This window comes from Pedobacter ghigonis, from assembly GCF_903166585.1.
Taxonomy (GTDB): domain Bacteria; phylum Bacteroidota; class Bacteroidia; order Sphingobacteriales; family Sphingobacteriaceae; genus Pedobacter; species Pedobacter ghigonis.
Genome location: NZ_CAESCM010000007.1, coordinates 150,295 through 168,057, shown reverse-complemented (window position 1 = coordinate 168,057; position 17,763 = coordinate 150,295). Strand labels below are relative to the sequence as shown.

Below are 17,763 nucleotides of genomic sequence, written 5' to 3'. Positions count from 1 at the left end.
AACTATGTCAACACAGAACAGTGCTACGGGAACTACCGGAGCTTTAACAGATGCAGGTATAACTCCCGACAAAAAAACATTTTTACAATCGCTTACCGAAGATTGGTGGGCGGTAATATTAGGAACAATCATTATTGCCACTGTACTTTATTTAACCAATAACGGTACTACAATTACTTTACCTGCCTACAAATGGGCTACTTCCGAAGACCTTTTTGGTAAAATCCTTTCAGGCCAGAATTTATTACTCATTTTAGAAACAGGCGCAGTTTTTCTGGCACTTGCTGCTATTGCCATTGGCCTTTCAGGCGGTAATGTAGCCAGGTTTGCTGCAGGTTTTTCACTCATTTACTTTTTTGCTATTATTTCATTCATTATAGGTGGCAACAAAAACGTATCTTATTTCGGATTGGAATATGTGGTGTTCGCCCTGCTTATCGGTATCTTTTTGGGCAATGTGGTAAAGCTGCCCGATTGGTTAAAAGAAGCCGTTCGCTCTGAGTTTTACATCAAAACCGGTCTGGTAATTTTGGGTACTACCATTTTATCTGCCGATTTAATTAAAGCCGGTTTACCCGGTATTGTACAGGCTGTTATCGTGGTAACAGCCGTTTGGTTTTTCTCCTTATGGTTAAGCCGTAAATTAAAAGTGGATGATGAATTCGGTGTGATTTTAGCATCTGCCGTGTCCATTTGCGGAGTTTCGGCAGCGATTGTTGCCGCAGGCGCGATTAATGGCGATAAACGTAAGCTATCTTATGTTACTACACTGGTTTTGATTATGGCCATCCCGATGATGATCATCCAACCCTGGGCTGTAAGGTATTTTCATATTCCGGATGTAATTGGCGGTGCCTGGCTGGGCGGAACATTAGATACCACTGCAACGGTTACTGCAGCTGGCGATCTGGTTGGGCCAATCGCGGTTAAAGCCGGGGTAATTGCTAAATTTTCGCAGAATGTATTTATCGGGGTAGCGGCGTTTTTTATCGCCATCTGGTGGGCCTATAAAAAACCAAAAGGCGAAAAAGGCGAGGTATTGGTTAAAGCAGAAAGCCCGGGACTTAAAATTGTATGGGAGCGATTCCCGAAATTTGTACTGGGATTTGTTGCCGCATCGCTGGTATTCTCTTTCCTGCTGTCGCCGGCAACCGCAAAAAGTGTTGCGCCAACCTTAAACGGATTGCGTACCGTTTGGTTCGCCATTGCCTTTATCTCAATCGGTATGGAAGCTAAATTTTCATCGCTGGTAAAATTACAGGGCGGCAGGCCGGCATTCACTTTCGTAACCGCGCAGATTTTTAACATCTTCTGGACATTGTTGTGGGCTTATATCCTGTTTGGCGGTTATTTGTTTCCTGTACCAGATTTCAAATAATAAATAAATAAACCTCGTGTAATATGTATAAAAGCTGCTATAAATTTTATCAGGACTTTTGACCAGAAGATTAGGCTGATCTGCTTGTTTAAACGTGTATGTTTAAAAGTTCTTAATTGCGCATAATTAAAACTACATACATTTTGATTTTTGTCAAAATGAATATGAGAATTTATTGCTGTTAAAATAGAGATTAACATTATTTTTGTTGCACATGAATTTGATTGTCTATCCAGTTCACGTAAGTAGTATTTGTCTAACTTGTGATGACTTTAGATAAAGGAAGGGTGGACATGCGAGTGTTTACCCTTTTTTATTTCAACTGGATATAGTGAGACCATTCCAGTGTTTTGGAGTGCTGGTTATGAGTTTTACATTTTAGAAAAAAATTATACATATTAATTTACAATCAGGCATTTTAAATCATGATTGAGCAAAAAATAACTAAATTTATAAAGTAAGATTAAATCAACGGGACGATTTAGAAATTACGAATTGGCCATCCTTTATGGGTGGCCTTTTTTGTATTAACTGATTTCAAGCTGTAGGATGATACATAGGAAAACGGCTCTCAGAAATTGTACTGCTAAAACCGCAGATAATAATTTATAAAGCGCTGCTATTGTCCATGTCTGGATTGAATTACAACATTAATTTCATGAATTTTAACGATTGTCTCTATAAAAAGACCACTTTTCTACATTAAACATTGTATTTTCGGGAAATAGATAGTCTAAATCTGTAGGAAAAACTTTAAAGCACTATCTTTAATCCCGAAATAAAAGGCTGAGCATGTATAAGTGTATAATAGTTGATGATGAGCCCCATGCAGTAGCAGGACTAAAGCGGTATATTGATACCATTCCTCAAATGGAGTTAGTTAAGAGTTACACAGATCCCCTTAAAGCACTTATGGAAATAACTGCTGGCGACCCTGTTGACCTTATTCTGCTGGATGTTGATATGCCTGGAATCACCGGAATCGAGCTTGCACAGGTGGTGCGACAGAAAACAACCAAACTAATCTTTACTACAGCCCATAAACAATACGCCTTTGAAGCTTTTGAAGCAGAAGCTGATGCGTTTCTGCTAAAACCATATTCCTTAGGCAAGTTCATGGTTACTTTTAACAGGTTGTTCCCTCAGAAAACAGATGGGGAGAAACCGGAGGATGATGATTTCATGTTTATCAAGAGCAAGGAAGAAAACCTCCGCCTGATTAAGGTCAACTACAGCGATATTGTTGCTGTAGAAAGTAAGCTGAATTACGTACAGGTACATACCCTGAACAAAAGTATATTAACCTATACAACGCTTAGCGAGATATCGAGGAAGCTCCTGGCACATGATGGCTTTCTGCAATTTCAGCGAAGCTTTATTCTTGCACAGGATTATATCGACTACATTGAGGGGAATACAATCCGGATGATGAATGGAACCAAAATCAGTGTGGGAGAATACTACAGGAAATACTTCAACGAATTCGTTGATAAAAAACTTTTCAGGGCAAAACGGAAGGGATAACCGATGCCCTGAAATGAAGTTTAGAAGGAAATTAGACCAGTGCCTGTAGCTGTTGTTGAGTAGGTGCTACTAGAAGTGTCGGTAGGGGTTGTTCCGAACGCTAGCTGCTGGTTTTTAACTGATTTAAAGATAAATACAGTTTTGGTTCTCAAAGTGATTTTTAGCTTTTTCATAACTTTTTTTTATGAAAGCTAGGGCTGGGAAACAGGCGTAAAAAAGAACTTATATAGTACCCGTACTATTCTATTTAGAAAGGAAAAAGCACATGAAAAAAACTATTTCAGCATGGTTTGGAGAATATTGGATGCATATTCTGATCTGGTCGATCTTTATTTCCTATGAGGTGATCGCCATCGGTTTATTGGTTGGGGACTTTGGTCACCCTGTAAACTATATTTCGCACTATATCCTCACCATTGGAATGTTTTACTTATCGGCGCTTGTAATATTGCCTGCCGGGTTAAAAGATAGAAATGCGGTGATCTGGAAATTGCCACTGGGGGTGATGTTTCTTTTTGTGAGTTTTCTGCTCACCAACTTTGCGGTTGATTTGGTAATGATTCATTATAAATTTGCCATCCGTGCTGAAGGTTTTAACCTCAGCAGAAGTTATACGGGTAAAATCCTCTATCGCTGGGTTTATGTTTTTGGCCTTTCAACTGCGTATTTCTTTTTGCGGGGTTTTATTGCCGAACGTGCCCGTACAGCGGCAATGGAAAAGCAGCGGCTCGAAAAACTAATCGAAGAAGAAAAAATGAAACGTTCTCTTTCCAAGGCACAGAACGATTTTCTGAAAGCGCAAATCAATCCACACTTTCTGTTCAATACACTCGATTTTATTTATCACAGTGTTTCAGAACTTTCACACGATGCTTCCGAAGCTGTAATGACTTTGTCGGAAATGATGCGCTATGCAGTAGACTCGGGAGAGTTAGAAGAAACAGTAGTACTGGGAGCGGAGGTTGAACAGGTAGAAAAACTGATTTACCTTTACCAGTTGCGTAAAGAAATGGGGATTCCGGTGATGACTTATTTTGCAGATGAAGTGATGGAACTGCATTTTATTCCCCTGATATTACTTACCCTGGTAGAGAACATATTTAAACACGGAAACGTGAGCCCTGATAGTGCCGAAATTCAGATCAGTGCGGTAGTGGAGAATGAGGAGCTGGTGATCGAGACCAGTAACGGTGTTAATCTGAGGCCAAAACCAGCCAGCAGTGGTGCAGGTTTGAGGAATATCAGAGACCGGCTTCGTTTTGCTTATGGAGCGGATGTAGATTTTCAGTCTAAATTAGTAGGGGATCTTTTTAAAGTACGCATTGCTATTCCGCTGCCAAGGATCGAAACCCAGGAAGAACGCAAGGAACTTTTAACTACTAACCTAAATTAATCTTTATCCCGTAAATACCCTTGTTCGTGTAGAAACCTGCAGATTTAATCCCTGAAAAATGGATAGCCGGATTTTATTGATCAAATTGGAGCATCAGTCGCCCAGTTTATCATCATATGAAAAAGGAATCGGTTTCAGTAGGGAATTTGTTTTCTACACTATTTTTTCATGTAAGTAGTGCACGCCAGGTACGTGATGAATTTGATCTGTTCTGGAGAAGAAACCCGACCAGAAGGGGAGCGGCGGGTATGGCCTATTTTATTCGCCACAGCGCTTTACTGCAATGTTTCGACTGTATGCTTTTTTTGTTTAGCTCCAAACAGGTTTGGATGGATGGCGGCTTGGGCGCTTTTGCGGCTCAAAAAGGGGTAGTTGGCCCTTTGCTACCGCTCACATCTGGAGATCAGATCGAAAAGCTCTATTATTTACTTATTGAACACGAAAGTGAAATCAAAGATATATTCAGCATGCACAACAATGCTGCTGCTACCATGTGTTTTCTGAACCATCAGTTAATGCACATCGAAAATGTGTTGCACGACTTTGGAGAGGTTATGAAGCAGGTTGAACTTATTACCGTCTAAATTAAATTATTGACGGCGCGCTCAGTTAAAAACATTGCGGGATATGAAAATATCCTGCAGGTTTTTGACGTTTCAGTCATCAGCAGAAAAATGCATAGAATCACTTTCATCTATGGCAATTGGAGGCTGACTGTTGGTCATTATTCAAACTTAAAACCAGATGTTGCAGGCTTTCTGAGGGTTATGAATAAGGGTTTAAGCAGGTTTTATTAGAAGCGCTGAATATGCATTATCTCCGGTTTTAAGGCTGCAAATTGTGCATAAATAAAATGTTTCTCGTTTCCAGCTACTTACCCTGAAGGCATTTGTAAATGGTGCCGAAGATGGTAATTTTGTGCCATGAAGGTTACGGTAAATGCTATTTTAGAGACGGAATTCAGACAAGATCCAGCGCTGGCCAGGATCATGAACAACAGGTTACAGCGTGCTGCACAAGAACTACAAGACCTTCATCTTCGTGATTTATGCGGGCTAAGGTCCACAGTGCATAACCTTATCATCCATTTAAGTTATAACCAGAAATACAAAATCCGTTACCGGATACTAAACGATGTACCTGCTGCTGTAGAGTTTATGGTTGCAGAAAGGTCGGGAAAGCTGGGTTATATCAAACACAGAAACCTGTTGCCCCAAAACCAGTAAAGATATCGTAGTGGCGGATCTGTAACCGGAAAATAATTGCCTGGTGCTGATGCTAAAAACATTATCGATGCAGTAGCTGTTTTTCATTTATGAAAGACCTCGCCAGGAGATTCCAGACTAACCCAATCTTACTACCCCAAGACATTACACCCAATGGAAAATCCCTGCAGGTTGTTTGCCTGCTCAATCCCGGTGTGTTCCGTTTTGAAGGAAAAACCTGGCTGCTGGTAAGGGTTGCAGAAAACATTGCCAGCAAAGAGGGCTTTGTCTTTTTCCCGACAATGGATGAGCAGGGAAAGCTCGAAATCGTAACGGTGCCACTTAACGACCAGGAGTTAATTGCAACTGATGCCCGGGTAATGAACTATCGGGGGCTGGATTACCTGACTACCATTTCGCACCTGAGACTGCTGAGTAGCGACGATGGGATCCATTTTTCTGAAAGCGAAGCATACCCCGGGCTGTTTGGAAAAGGTGAATTAGAACGTTTCGGGATTGAAGATTGCAGGGTAGTGGAGATAGAAGGTATCTTTTATCTCACCTACACGGCGGTTTCGGCATCAGGAGTTGGTGTTGGCCTGCGCAAAACTACTGACTGGAAGAATTTTTCGTTGCCGGTGATGATGCTCCCGCCACACAATAAAGATTGTGCGCTGTTCGACGAAAAAATAGGTGGGAAACTTTTTGCCTTACATCGTCCCAGTTCGAAAGAAATAGGCGGTAATTTCATCTGGCTTTGCAGCTCTCCCGACGGTGAACACTGGGGGAATCATAAATGCATCATCAAAACGAGACCGGGCATGTGGGACAGTGCCAGGGTTGGTGCTGGCGCGGCCCCGATAAAGACCGAAAAAGGCTGGCTGGCTATATATCACGGAGCAGACGAGGCGAACCGGTACTGTTTAGGAGCATTCCTGCTTGATTATGATAACCCGGCCATTGTTTTGGGCAGAACCATCGAGCCAATTATGGTTCCCAAAGAGCCTTATGAGTTGAGTGGATTTTTTGGAAAGGTGGTTTTTACCAACGGGCATGTAGTAGAAGGAGATAAGTTAACGGTTTATTATGGCGCGGCAGATGAATTTGTCTGTGGAGCAGTGTTTTCCATTTCAGAAATACTGGCTGTAACGGTTGCGGTTGGCTGAACGGATGATTGAGCGCATACTTTGCTTTAAACGGTAACGAATACAAGCACAAAAAAAAAAACCAGTTTTTACGAAAACAACATTCTATTTAATTAGATTTGAAATGTATCTTAAAAAATACCCCCTTTTAACAGGGAATTAGTTTTATGCCACATTCAATGACCCGGATTGCCCTATTTTTTATTTTTCTTTTTGCTTCTTTAAATGTCGTCCACGCGCAGGAGAGTTTTATCGGAGATATCAACTACCAGCTACTGGAAAAGTATGTTGATCTCGCCCTGAAAAATTATCCCAAAAGGAAAATGTATAAAGCCAGCGAACTCAGTGCAAAGGCAAAAATTGGTGTTGCAAAGGCAACCTATCTGGATGCCTTTACCGCATCTTACAATTACAGCCCAAACAATGCTGCCCGTTATAATACAGCAAACCCCTATACATTGAACGGTATACAGTTCGGGATCTATTTTAACGTAGGGATTTTATTCCGTACACCAGCGCTGGTGCGCCAGGCCAAAGAAGAACATAATGAGAAATTTTATCAGGCCCAGGAATACGATATCCTTTTGAAATCCGAAGTTAAAAAAACATATTTCGAATATCTTCGCGAGGCTGCCGATTTAAGGGTTAAGGCGCAGACCTATATAGATAACAAAGCGGCGAGCGATGGCCTTCGTTACAAATTTGAGAAGGGAGAATCGACTTTAGACGATTATACCAAAGCCAAAACCTTAACCTCCTACGCTAACTCCGAAAGATTACTGGCAGAGCTCAATCTCTTAAAAGCGAAAGAATCGCTTGAAGCATTGATTGGCGAAGTTTTGGAAAATGTGAAATAATACAGAATGAACATAAAGAAATCCTTAGAAACAATTAAAAGATACAGGTGGATTATCATCGCTATCTTCATTTTGACAACGATTGCAGGTTTTTTCTTTCTCAGAAACCTGCCAAAAGACTATAAATCCGAAGCCAAACTTTCAACTGGCCTGCTTGATCCGTCGAGGCAACTGGCGCCTGATAATGCCAGCTATACAGGGCCTGATATCATTATAAAACTTAACCAGCAGTTTTCTACCATCATGGACATCATGAGGATGCCCAAAAATATAAGTCTGCTTTCTTACCGGTTGATATTGCACGACCTGAAGGATGAAAAAGGTTCGTTTAAGCCGTGGAGTGAAGAAATTAAGGCATTAACCGATGCGCAAAGAAAAGAGGCTATTGCCATTTATGAAGGCCGCTTAGCCAAACGGCAGGTACTCACGCCACTCGATAATGGTAACATTCAGCTTTATAAGATTGTTACTTCGATGGGCTATGATGAGAAGAGCCTGAACAAAAAACTGGACATCAACCACGAACAGAACAGCGATTTTATCTCAGTAGCTTTTACCTCGAACAATACCCTGCTTTCGGTTTTTGTTGTAAATACGCTTTCCAAAGATTTTATCAATAATTATAGCCTCGAACAAATCGGTAATAAAAATACAGCTATTCTGGTACTCGATTCTTTGCTGAAGAAAAAAGAGGCAATTATGAACGACCGGATACGCCAGCTGAAAGACTACAAGATCAGTAACGGCGTGCTAAACCTGGATAAACAATCTCAGATTGTTTATCAGCAGATTACTGATAATGAAAATAAGAAAAACCAGGCACTGATTGATAAACAAGCTGCGGAGGCCGCATTAAAAAGCGTTAATGAGAAGTTGGAGAGCAGAACCAACGATAAGTACCTGGGTGCTGAAGTGATTGAGGATAACCGCGCCATTATCAGCATAAAAAATAAAATCCAGGTGGCAGAAGATCACTATTTGCGCAACGGATATAAGCCGGCAGATAAAAAAACTGTAGATTCATTACAACTCTTGCTCAGTGCAAGGCTGGTCAAATCAAATGACCAGTATGTAAGCGATCCGCTTATTGCCAAACAAAGCCTGGTTCAGCGTCGTATTTCGCTTGGGGTAGAAATTGAAAAAGCGACAGCGGGTATAGGCGATATCGATCGGGAACTGGCTAAGCTGAATGCAAAATTCACCGGTATGGTTCCTTTTGATGCGGGGGTACAAAACCATGAACAAAAAGCTGATGTAGCAACCCGGGAATACCTGGAGATACTGGCGCGTTATAACCAAACCAGCCTGGATAAGAATATCGGTTTGCGTCTGCAATTGGTGCAAGAAGGAATTCCAACACTTCCCGAATCATCAAAAAAACTCATATACCTGGCCATGAGCGCTATTGCCTGTATCGCAATCTGTTTTTGTACGCTGTTTTTGATATCTGTTCTAGATCGTTCGGTTAATAATGCTGCAGAACTAAAAGAGGCTTTACCTGCAAAGCTTATTGGAGAGTTGGATTATATCAGGCCCGATAATGATAGCATAGCTAAAATATGGGGAGGGCAGCATTCCGAAAGCGAATATCTGGCTTTTAAGAACCAGCTGCGGCCCCTGCGTTTTGAGCTCGATAACAAGCTATTTAATAGCAACCAAAAGGTATTGGGGATTACAGGCTTTGGCTCAACGCAAGCTCAGGCATTTACCGTATTAAATTTAGCATACGCTTTTGGCCAAATGAATAAAAAGGTGTTGTTGATTGGAGATCAGGAACTGATACCAGCGTTGCAGAGGTTTAAAGTTGGTGTAAATCAGTCGGTAAGAGCGGTGTTGCAGGGCGAAAATGTGATTGAAAGCGAACCTTTTTCATTTATAAAAAATGATCTTGACGGCCAGTCCTTACTCGAAATCAAAGACCGGGAAGCACTTGCTGGAGTTTTTGGGTCGATCAGGGATCGCTTCGATTTAACCATTGTAGCGCTCGATCCTTTGAATGATGTTGCCCTAAACCGCGAATGGATGTCGTTTATAGGATTATACACTGCAGTATTTGTAGCCGGATCGGCATTGGATGATAAAGAGAAAGCGGCACTTGCTGCATTAAATGAGGATGAAAAGTTTACTGGCTGGGTAATTACCGGGGTAAAACAAAAATAGGCAGTCCCGATGCTCAAAAATTTAAATGCATATATTGTTGACCATAAAAAAAAGATCATATTTTTTATAGTTTCCTTGTGCCTTTCAGTCCTGGTGGCAGCTTCTACCTATTCATTTGGAATCATGGGTCCATTGGCTGTATTGGCCATTGTAGCACTGGGCATTTTCATGGTTAGTCTTTTTCGCGATCCCCGCACGGGTGTTTGGGTATATCTGGGCTACTGTTTCATCCTGGGCTTTTTAGTAAAATATTTTCTGAATATCCCTGTTGGACTTGCGCTCGACGGAATATTGATCCTCACGTGGGCAAGCATATTGATTCATGGAAAAAGATTCGATTGGGACCGGCTGAAAAATGAGCATGTTTTGTTTTCATTGGTCTGGTTTGTGATCAGCTTTTTACAGCTCCTAAACCCCTATGGGGCCAGCTTTACCGGCTGGTTTAACGAGCTCAGGTTTGCGGCCCTTAGCTGGTTGCTGGTAGCCCCATTTGTATTTCTGTTGTTTAACAAGAAGGCCGATTTAAACCGCTTTATCATAGCCATATTGCTGTTTTCTCTTGTTGCTACGCTTTATGGTATGAAACAGCTTTATTTAGGCTTGTTAACCGGAGAGCAATTGTGGTTAAATGCAGGAAATGCAGGTACGCACATCATTAATGGTAAGCTCAGGGTATTTTCCATGTATTCGGATGCAGGCCAGTTTGGCGCCTCGCAGGCAATTATGGCCGTTATAGCCCTAACGCTGGCTGCAGGGCCTTTCCATTTCGTTAAAAAAGTAATTTTTGCACTCTGTGCACTGGTTTTTCTCTACGGTATGGCCATTTCGGGTACCAGAGGTGCTTTGTTCGCGTTGGCGGCCGGTTTGTTTTCTGCCCTTTTTTTAAGCAGGAATTTCAAGGTCTTAATTTTAGGAGCGCTATGTTGTGCGGCAGGTTTTGGCGTGTTAAAGTATACCACAATAGGCGATCATATTTTCCAGGTTAACCGCTTAAGGAGCGCACTTAACCCGAAAGATGCTTCACTGGCCGTTAGGCTCGATAACCAGCATAAATTAAAAAGCCTGCTCGATGATTTACCCTTTGGTGCAGGTCTGGGTATGAGTGGGATGAATGGTACTACCTACAATGCCGGCAAGCCCATAGCCAATATACCCCCCGATAGTTATTGGGTTAAAGTTTGGGTAATGTACGGGGTAGTGGGATTGGTTATCTGGTTTGCGCTTACCAGTTATATTATCGGCAAGTGCGGTGGTATTGCCTGGAAAATCCGCGATCCGAGGCTGAGGGTAAAAATGATTGCCCTTACTGCCGGTACCGTGGCCTGCTTTATCTGCAGCTATGGCAATGAGGTAATGAATGGGATGCCATCCTCTATAATTATGTTTATGTCCTGGTCTTTCATTTTCATAGCACCGGGACTTGATGAGCAGCAAATGCAACTGAAATCGGATGGAACTGATATATAAAATTATACACCTTTTGTTGTGGATCCTGGCTGCTTACCTGTCATTTAATTGCCTGTACCTGGCATTTTTTGCACTTGCCGGGCTTTTCCCTTTGGCGGGCGCACAAAAAGATGCTATTGACTATAAAAAAATAGCCGTGCTGTTTCCAACCTATCATGCAGATGAAGTGATTATTGAAAGTACCCGGGCAGCGCTGGCACACGATTATAAAGGGGAGTTCGAAATTGTAGTAATTGCCGATGGACTAATGCCCGAGACAATCGAACAGCTCAAAGCAATGGGAGCAGAGGTAGTGGAGGTGTTTTTTGAGAAGAGCACTAAAGGCAAAGCACTGCTGTATGCCATTGAAAAGCTTAAAGATCGCGGCTTTGATATTGCTGTAGTGCTTGATGTGGATAATTTAATGGGACCAGATTGTCTGGAAGCAGTTAATAGTTCATTTCAGCAGGGGCATAAAGTTGTTCAGTTACACCGTACAGCGAAAAACCTGGATACAAGTTTTGCTTTTCTGGATGCCTGTAACGAAGAGGTGAACAATCACATATACCGCAAGGGGCAGGCAGTGCTTGGGCTTTCACCTGCGCTTATCGGCTCAGGAATGGCCTTCGATTACAGCTATTTTCACACGCTATTAAAAAATGTTGGAGATACTGTTGGCGAAGATAAAAAAATGGATTTCCTGATTGCCGGCGACAGGATAAAAGTTGCCTATTTGAACGATATTTTCGTTTACGACGAGAAAGTGAGCAGTGCCAGTGTGTTTACCACCCAAAGAACCCGGTGGATTGCTTCGCAGATTGAGTTTTTGCGAACATATACCATGGTAGGTGTTAGGGAGCTGTTTAAAGGCAATGTAGAATTTTTTAATAAAACGGTACAAACGATGCTAATGCCACGCATATTATTGCTGGGATTACTGTTTATCATGGCGTTTCAATCTTTTTTTAACCCTTTGGGGCCCGGAAAAGGATTATGGCTAACTTTATTCATGAGTATTTGCCTAACCTTGCTGATATCGGTTCCGGGACGTTTTTACCGGGATAAGAGGCTTTATCTCGCCATCTGGCAAATACCAAGGGCAATGATTGGAATGGTTATCGCACTGTTTAGCATCGGTAAGGTTAAAAAATCAAATTTAGCAACGCCTCATCAAAATACAGGTACAGGGGGAAATAAAACTTAAGCTATGCCGATATTATTATTGATTATTACCGGTGCAATTGCCGGCATTTTCGGATTTATTAAAGGAATAAAAACACCAAAACCATAAAACACAATTCAATGGCTATTTTAAATAACAGGGATATTATCATTGTGGGGCAACAACCCTGGGATATTCCCATTGGTAGCAATTGTAAGGATTTGGCGCTCGAGTTTAGTAAAAACAACCGCGTGCTGTATGTTAATGCACCATTAGATCGAAAAACGAGTGTGTTGCAGCGCGATACAGCTGGTGTTAAAAAAAGACTGCGTGTTATAGCTGGCAAAGAAGAAGCTTTAACGGAAGTATCGGCAAACCTTTGGGTGTACAATCCCCCGGTTATTATCGAATCTGTAAACTGGATCAGGTTCAAAGGCCTGTTCAGGTGGTTAAATAAAATCAATAATGCCCGGTTCGCCAAATCAATCCGCCGTGCGGTCGATCAGCTTGCCCTTAAAAATTTCGTTCTGTTTAATGATAACGATATTTTTAGGAGCTTTCACTTAAAAGAGCTTTTGAAACCTGCTGTAAGCGTTTATTATTCCAGAGATAATGTTGTAGCCACACCATACTGGATGCGGCACGGCACTTACATGGAGCCCGAGCTGATTGCGAAAAGTGACCTTTGTGTAGCCAATTCAGTTTATCTGGCTGGCTATTGCCGCAAATATAATCCGAATTCCTTTTACGTTGGGCAAGGGTGCGATTTGCAGCTTTTCAGTAACGGCGATGCACTCGAAATACCGTCTGATCTTTCCGCTATCAAAAAGCCGGTTTTGGGCTATGTTGGGGCATTGTTATCCATAAGGCTCGACGAGAATATTCTGCTCTACCTCGCAAAAGAAAGGCCAGACTGGAATATGGTACTGGTAGGGCCGCAGGATGAAGATTTTAGCAGAAGTGAGCTGCACAAGCTAAGTAATGTGTTTTTTCTGGGACCTAAAAAGCCCGAAACTCTTGCTGCGTACATCAAAGGCTTCGATGTTTGCCTCAATCCTCAGGTGATCAATCCGCTTACCATCGGTAATTATCCCCGTAAAATTGATGAGTATCTGGCCATGGGCAAACCTACATTGGCTACCAGAACCGAAGCGATGGATATTTTTGCAGATCATGTTTACCTGGCCTCGACAAAGGAAGAATACCTGCAGTTTGCCGAAAAAGCATTAACTGAGGATAGTCCGGCACTGGCGGGCGAGCGGATTAACTTTGCCGGCTCGCATACCTGGGAGGCCAATGCCAGGGATATCTATAAAGCCATAAATGCTGTAGAAGGTGGTTTGGTAAAAGCTGCGGATGTATAAGATTGAACCACCCATATTGTTCATCAAAATTGTAAATATTTAAGTCGGATATGCCATTGACCTCAATTATCACCGTTAATTTCCATCAAACGGCAGTAACTATAGCCTTACTGGAGTCTATCAGCAGGTCGTACCATGCAGCAGATGTTGAAGTTATACTGGTTGATAATGGTGCAGATCAAGATCAGGCGCATCTATTTGCACCCTATTTTAGCAATATCCACTATATCCGTTCGGAAGAAAACCTCGGTTTTGCAGGAGGGAACAATCTGGGAATCAGGCAGGCCAAAGGCGATTACATTTTGCTGCTGAACAATGATACCGAAATACCGGCAGGTTGCCTGGAAACAATGCATGCCGAACTTGAGGCCAATGAGAAAATAGGACTGCTATCGCCCTTATTGCTTTATTTCGATCAGCAGGATCTGGTTCAGTATGCTGGTTTCACACCCTTAAATTACATCACGGGTAGAAATGCCTACATCGGTCAGTTTGAACGTAACCATGGGCAGTTCGGTCAGAGCTATAGCACGGCGTTTTGCCATGGGGCGGCGGTGATGTGCCGCAGAGAAGATCTGTTAAATGCCGGACTGATGGATGAAAATTATTTTCTCTACTACGAAGAACTCGACTGGTGTGAAAAATTCAAACGGATTGGCAAAGAAATTTGGTTTACCGGAAAAACCCATGTTTACCATAAAGAATCTGTTAGTGTGGGAAAGGAAAGTCCGGTCAAAGTATATTTTATGACCAGGAACAGGATGCTATTTATCCGGAAAAATACAGGCTGGCTTACTACTTTGCTGTTCTCACTGTATTTTTGTTTTGTGGCCTGTCCCAAAGCAGTATTGACTAATCTAGCCAGGGGAAGGCGGAATTTAGCAAAACAAGTACTCAACGGACTTTGGTGGAATTTTACGCACAAAAAGCATAGCAAAAACCTGGGGATGGTATTACCCGGTAAAATCTCATCTTAATCTTTTCAGGCTGGCAGAAACAGCGTATCTACCAAGCAGGATTGCCGATCTGAGCAAACCTATGCCTTCACTTTCCCTGAATATTTTCCAGGTATAACCAATTGCCTTGAGTTTGTTTGATGAAACCGAATTTTGCCTTACACGGTAGTAGGCGAGAGGCTGGTTAATGCCATAACCCTGACCACATTGTTTGAGCAGTTTGAGTAAAAAGATCCAGTCTTCATGACCTGCCCGGCTAAACTTTAAGTCGCCAATGGCACTTCTTAACATCAGAGAAGTCGAAAATATCACCACGTTGTGAGCAAGGAGCGCATTATAATCCACGGTATGCGGCACCGGAACCTGACCTGAAATTACTTTTCCTTGTTCGTTAATGCGCTTATAGGCACAGAATGTTAGGGGCAGGAGTTCTTTTTCCATGTAGCTTACCTGTCGGCTAAGCTTATCTTTAAGCCAGATATCATCACTATCCAGAAACGCGATATATTTGCCTTTCGCTTCTGCAAGGCCAATATTTCTGGCATTCGATACGCCTCCGTTCTCCTTTAGTACTATCAGCCGGATACCTTCGTGGCGACTGGCAAAAGTTTCAACGATCCGGCAGGTATCGTCGCCCGAGCGGTCATCTACAACAATCAGTTCCCAGTTGGTATAGCTCTGGGCAAGTACAGCATTAAGGGTTTCTGTTATAAAGGCAGCTGAATTATAGCATGGGGTAACAATTGATACAAGTGGCTCCAATCTCTTTGGGTTATGTTTTTCGTTTGACCAAAATAGCTAAAAATTTTATGATAATGCATTCGGGCACCGATGATATTCAAATAAAACCATTACTTTAGGGCACCTATTGATATGGATAGAAGACGTTTTGTTGTTAACCTGGTCTCCAATTTTTTTAGTGCACTTTCGGGCGTAGGGATTTCTTTCTTTCTTACACCTTACATTGTGGCGCACCTGGGTAAAGAGGCTTATGGTTTTTTTCCCCTTTCCAATAACTTTGTGATGTATGCAGGGATTATTACAACTGCATTAAACTCCATGTCGAGCCGGTATATCACCATCAGCCTCGAGAAAAAAGATGTAAGGGAAGTGAATGTTTATTTCAACTCCATCTTGTTTGGTAATATGCTGATATCGCTCGGTTTCATTGTATTGAGCGCGTTATTTTGTCTGTTCATTAACAATATACTCGATATTCCGCCTGGTCTTTTTGATGATGTGCGCTTACTGTTTGTATTCATTTTCTTCAGTCTGGTGATCAATGTCTCTTCAGCTGTTTTTTCTGTCGCTGCATTTGCCGTCAACCGATTCGATAAGCTCGCCTACATCAACATTATATCTAATGTGGTGAAACTTTGTGCAGTTGCGTTTCTGTTTTATCTTTTTAAGCCTAAAATCTATTTTCTGGGACTGGTTACGGTGTTAACGGCAATTTACATGTGTTTTGCAAATTACAGGCTTACCAAAAGGCTCCTCCCCGAAGTGGTAATCGACAGGTCGCTTTTCTCCTGGAGTGCACTTTCGCTGATTGCTGGCTTCGGCATGTGGAATTCTATCATTGCCCTGTCGAATGTAATCAATACCCAACTGGACTTATTAATTGCCAACCACTTTTTTGGTGCCTCGGGCATGGGTTTTCTTTCATTAACCAAATTCATACCCAACGCCATTTATATCCTGCTTGGAATTGTTGTGCCCATATTTCTACCCGAAATGCTAAAAGCCTACGCCCAGGAAGATATGGGGAAACTTAAGAGTACCCTTAACTTATCGTTTAAGGCTATTTTTATGGTTGTACTATTGCCCCTGGCTGTATTTTTTGTGTATGGTGGCGATTTTTTCAGGCTATGGCTGCCTACCCAGGATTCAAGCGCGCTTCACCTGCTTTCGGTGATAACCTTATTGCCTTTCATTGTACATGGCACAGTAGAAACAGTACATCATGTTTTTATCATCACCAATAAACTGAGGATAGCTTCGATCTGGGGCATTTTTATTGCCGTGTTAAATTTTGTACTGGTGATATTGCTTTGCCTGTACAGCAGCCTGGGGATCTATGCCATTCCGGTTGCGGCAGCAATAAGCGGTGTATTCAGTCACCTTACTTTTACACCCATTTACGCGGCACATTGTCTGAAAGAGAAAAGAAGCTATTTCTTTTTTAAGATTGTGAGGGGATTAGCAGGTTTTACATTGCTGATTGCGATAACTTATGGGTGGAGAAGCATGGGGTTGATTACGGTTACATCGTGGTTTACCTTTGTCCTCAATTGCGTGCTAATTGGTCTGATTCTGCTTGTGATTACGTTATTTATGCAGTTTGACCGGGTTACGCTAGCAGAAGGTTACAGGAAAGTCTTAAATAAAGTGAAGTTATGATACCAAAAATAATCCACTATTGCTGGTTTGGCAAAGGAGAAAAGCCTGAGCTGGTGCTTAACTGCCTGGCTTCCTGGGAAAAATACCTTCCCGATTATCGCATTGTAGAATGGAATGAGGAGAATTTTGACGTAAACAGTTACCAGTATAGCGCAGAGGCTTACCGCGAGCGTAAATTTGCTTTCGTTTCGGATGTTTGCCGCTTATATGCCTTGAAAAACATGGGCGGCATTTATTTCGATACGGATGTGGAGTTTTTAAAACCACTGGATGAGGGCATGCTTGGCAATACAGCCTTTACCGGATTTGAAGATAATCTTTTGCTTTCATCAGCAATTATGGGAAGTATGAAGGATAGCAACTGGGTGAATGATTTATTGGCTTATTACAACAACAGGAGCTTTTATCTGGCAAACGGAAAGCCCGATACCATGCCGAATACCGAAAGTATCACTGCGTTTATGAAAGCAGAAAAAGGATTGCAGTTAAATAATTCTTTTCAGCAGCTTGATGGCTATTGTACTGTTTATCCCAGTGAGTTTTTTAGCCCCAAAAGCTGGAAAACACTGAAGCTAAAAATTACAGCGAATACCTACAGCATTCATCATTTCGCAGCTTCGTGGATTTCTGATGCTGATTATAGCCTTATGGGTAAACTATCCAACCGGTTATTGGGGAAAAGAGTATCCGATTCGCTGTCTAAAATATACAGGAAGCTCCTGGGGCGCTGAGATTCCCCGGATTCCGTTTAAATTGCTCAATGTGTGTTTTGT

The 17,763-nt window shown here is 42.0% G+C and carries 15 protein-coding genes; 14 read left to right on the top strand and 1 reads right to left on the bottom strand.

What is annotated here, in order from left to right:
• Window positions 1-4: 4 nt before the first annotated feature.
• From HWV58_RS12230 to HWV58_RS12175, 12 genes are all read left to right on the top strand, one after another.
• Complete coding sequence (locus tag HWV58_RS12230; protein WP_175634371.1) at window positions 5-1,378, top strand: YeiH family protein; 1,374 nt, start codon at window positions 5-7, stop codon at window positions 1,376-1,378.
• A gap of 792 nt (window positions 1,379-2,170) precedes the next feature.
• On the top strand, window positions 2,171-2,902 hold the full coding sequence (locus HWV58_RS12225) for a LytR/AlgR family response regulator transcription factor (protein ID WP_175634370.1): 732 nt from the start codon (window positions 2,171-2,173) through the stop codon (window positions 2,900-2,902).
• Window positions 2,903-3,167: 265 nt separating this feature from the next.
• Window positions 3,168-4,295, top strand: coding sequence for a sensor histidine kinase (locus HWV58_RS12220; protein ID WP_175634369.1), 1,128 nt, complete (start codon window positions 3,168-3,170; stop codon window positions 4,293-4,295).
• A 116-nt stretch (window positions 4,296-4,411) separates the two neighbouring features.
• Complete coding sequence (locus tag HWV58_RS12215) at window positions 4,412-4,879, top strand: hypothetical protein (RefSeq protein WP_175634368.1); 468 nt, start codon at window positions 4,412-4,414, stop codon at window positions 4,877-4,879.
• Between the two features lie 339 nt (window positions 4,880-5,218).
• On the top strand, window positions 5,219-5,521 hold the full coding sequence (locus tag HWV58_RS12210; protein WP_175634367.1) for a hypothetical protein: 303 nt from the start codon (window positions 5,219-5,221) through the stop codon (window positions 5,519-5,521).
• Window positions 5,522-5,610: 89 nt separating this feature from the next.
• Window positions 5,611-6,666, top strand: coding sequence for a glycoside hydrolase family 130 protein (locus HWV58_RS12205; protein WP_175634366.1), 1,056 nt, complete (start codon window positions 5,611-5,613; stop codon window positions 6,664-6,666).
• 146 nt (window positions 6,667-6,812) lie between these two features.
• A complete protein-coding gene (locus HWV58_RS12200; RefSeq protein WP_175634365.1) occupies window positions 6,813-7,502 on the top strand; it encodes a TolC family protein in 690 nt (229 codons plus the stop codon).
• 6 nt (window positions 7,503-7,508) lie between these two features.
• Window positions 7,509-9,662, top strand: a complete 2,154-nt coding sequence (locus HWV58_RS12195; protein WP_175634364.1) for a GumC family protein — start codon at window positions 7,509-7,511, stop codon at window positions 9,660-9,662.
• Window positions 9,663-9,671: 9 nt separating this feature from the next.
• A complete protein-coding gene (locus HWV58_RS12190; protein ID WP_175634363.1) occupies window positions 9,672-11,129 on the top strand; it encodes an O-antigen ligase family protein in 1,458 nt (485 codons plus the stop codon).
• Window positions 11,113-12,312: a glycosyltransferase gene (locus HWV58_RS12185; protein WP_175634362.1), complete on the top strand. Its 1,200-nt coding sequence runs from the start codon at window positions 11,113-11,115 to the stop codon at window positions 12,310-12,312. The genes HWV58_RS12190 and HWV58_RS12185 overlap by 17 nt, the downstream gene beginning before the upstream one ends.
• Before the next feature lie 98 nt (window positions 12,313-12,410).
• Complete coding sequence (locus HWV58_RS12180) at window positions 12,411-13,634, top strand: glycosyltransferase (RefSeq protein ID WP_175634361.1); 1,224 nt, start codon at window positions 12,411-12,413, stop codon at window positions 13,632-13,634.
• 50 nt (window positions 13,635-13,684) lie between these two features.
• On the top strand, window positions 13,685-14,611 hold the full coding sequence (locus HWV58_RS12175) for a glycosyltransferase family 2 protein (protein WP_175634360.1): 927 nt from the start codon (window positions 13,685-13,687) through the stop codon (window positions 14,609-14,611).
• Here HWV58_RS12175 and HWV58_RS12170 read toward each other — a convergent pair.
• On the bottom strand, window positions 14,603-15,352 hold the full coding sequence (locus HWV58_RS12170; RefSeq protein WP_175634359.1) for a glycosyltransferase family 2 protein: 750 nt from the start codon (window positions 15,350-15,352) through the stop codon (window positions 14,603-14,605). The genes HWV58_RS12175 and HWV58_RS12170 overlap by 9 nt on opposite strands.
• Window positions 15,353-15,463: 111 nt before the next feature.
• On the opposite strand from HWV58_RS12170, the gene HWV58_RS12165 reads away from it, so the two are divergent.
• Window positions 15,464-16,990, top strand: a complete 1,527-nt coding sequence (locus HWV58_RS12165) for a lipopolysaccharide biosynthesis protein (protein ID WP_175634358.1) — start codon at window positions 15,464-15,466, stop codon at window positions 16,988-16,990.
• Window positions 16,987-17,721, top strand: coding sequence for a glycosyltransferase family 32 protein (locus tag HWV58_RS12160; protein WP_175634357.1), 735 nt, complete (start codon window positions 16,987-16,989; stop codon window positions 17,719-17,721). Before HWV58_RS12165 ends, HWV58_RS12160 begins: the two co-directional genes overlap by 4 nt.
• Window positions 17,722-17,763 lie beyond the last annotated feature (42 nt).

Bases quoted from the DNA above. Each gene is read 5' to 3' on its own strand.
- HWV58_RS12185 (WP_175634362.1), top strand. From the start codon at position 11,113: ATGGAACTGATATATAAAATTATACACCTTTTGTTGTGGATCCTGGCT.
- HWV58_RS12200 (WP_175634365.1), top strand. From the start codon at position 6,813: ATGCCACATTCAATGACCCGGATTGCCCTATTTTTTATTTTTCTTTTT.
- HWV58_RS12195 (WP_175634364.1), top strand. From the start codon at position 7,509: ATGAACATAAAGAAATCCTTAGAAACAATTAAAAGATACAGGTGGATT.
- HWV58_RS12215 (WP_175634368.1), top strand. From the start codon at position 4,412: ATGAAAAAGGAATCGGTTTCAGTAGGGAATTTGTTTTCTACACTATTT.
- HWV58_RS12230 (WP_175634371.1), top strand. From the start codon at position 5: ATGTCAACACAGAACAGTGCTACGGGAACTACCGGAGCTTTAACAGAT.
- HWV58_RS12175 (WP_175634360.1), top strand. From the start codon at position 13,685: ATGCCATTGACCTCAATTATCACCGTTAATTTCCATCAAACGGCAGTA.
- HWV58_RS12190 (WP_175634363.1), top strand. From the start codon at position 9,672: ATGCTCAAAAATTTAAATGCATATATTGTTGACCATAAAAAAAAGATC.
- HWV58_RS12160 (WP_175634357.1), top strand. From the start codon at position 16,987: ATGATACCAAAAATAATCCACTATTGCTGGTTTGGCAAAGGAGAAAAG.
- HWV58_RS12180 (WP_175634361.1), top strand. From the start codon at position 12,411: ATGGCTATTTTAAATAACAGGGATATTATCATTGTGGGGCAACAACCC.
- HWV58_RS12210 (WP_175634367.1), top strand. From the start codon at position 5,219: ATGAAGGTTACGGTAAATGCTATTTTAGAGACGGAATTCAGACAAGAT.
- HWV58_RS12225 (WP_175634370.1), top strand. From the start codon at position 2,171: ATGTATAAGTGTATAATAGTTGATGATGAGCCCCATGCAGTAGCAGGA.
- HWV58_RS12165 (WP_175634358.1), top strand. From the start codon at position 15,464: ATGGATAGAAGACGTTTTGTTGTTAACCTGGTCTCCAATTTTTTTAGT.
- HWV58_RS12220 (WP_175634369.1), top strand. From the start codon at position 3,168: ATGAAAAAAACTATTTCAGCATGGTTTGGAGAATATTGGATGCATATT.
- HWV58_RS12205 (WP_175634366.1), top strand. From the start codon at position 5,611: ATGAAAGACCTCGCCAGGAGATTCCAGACTAACCCAATCTTACTACCC.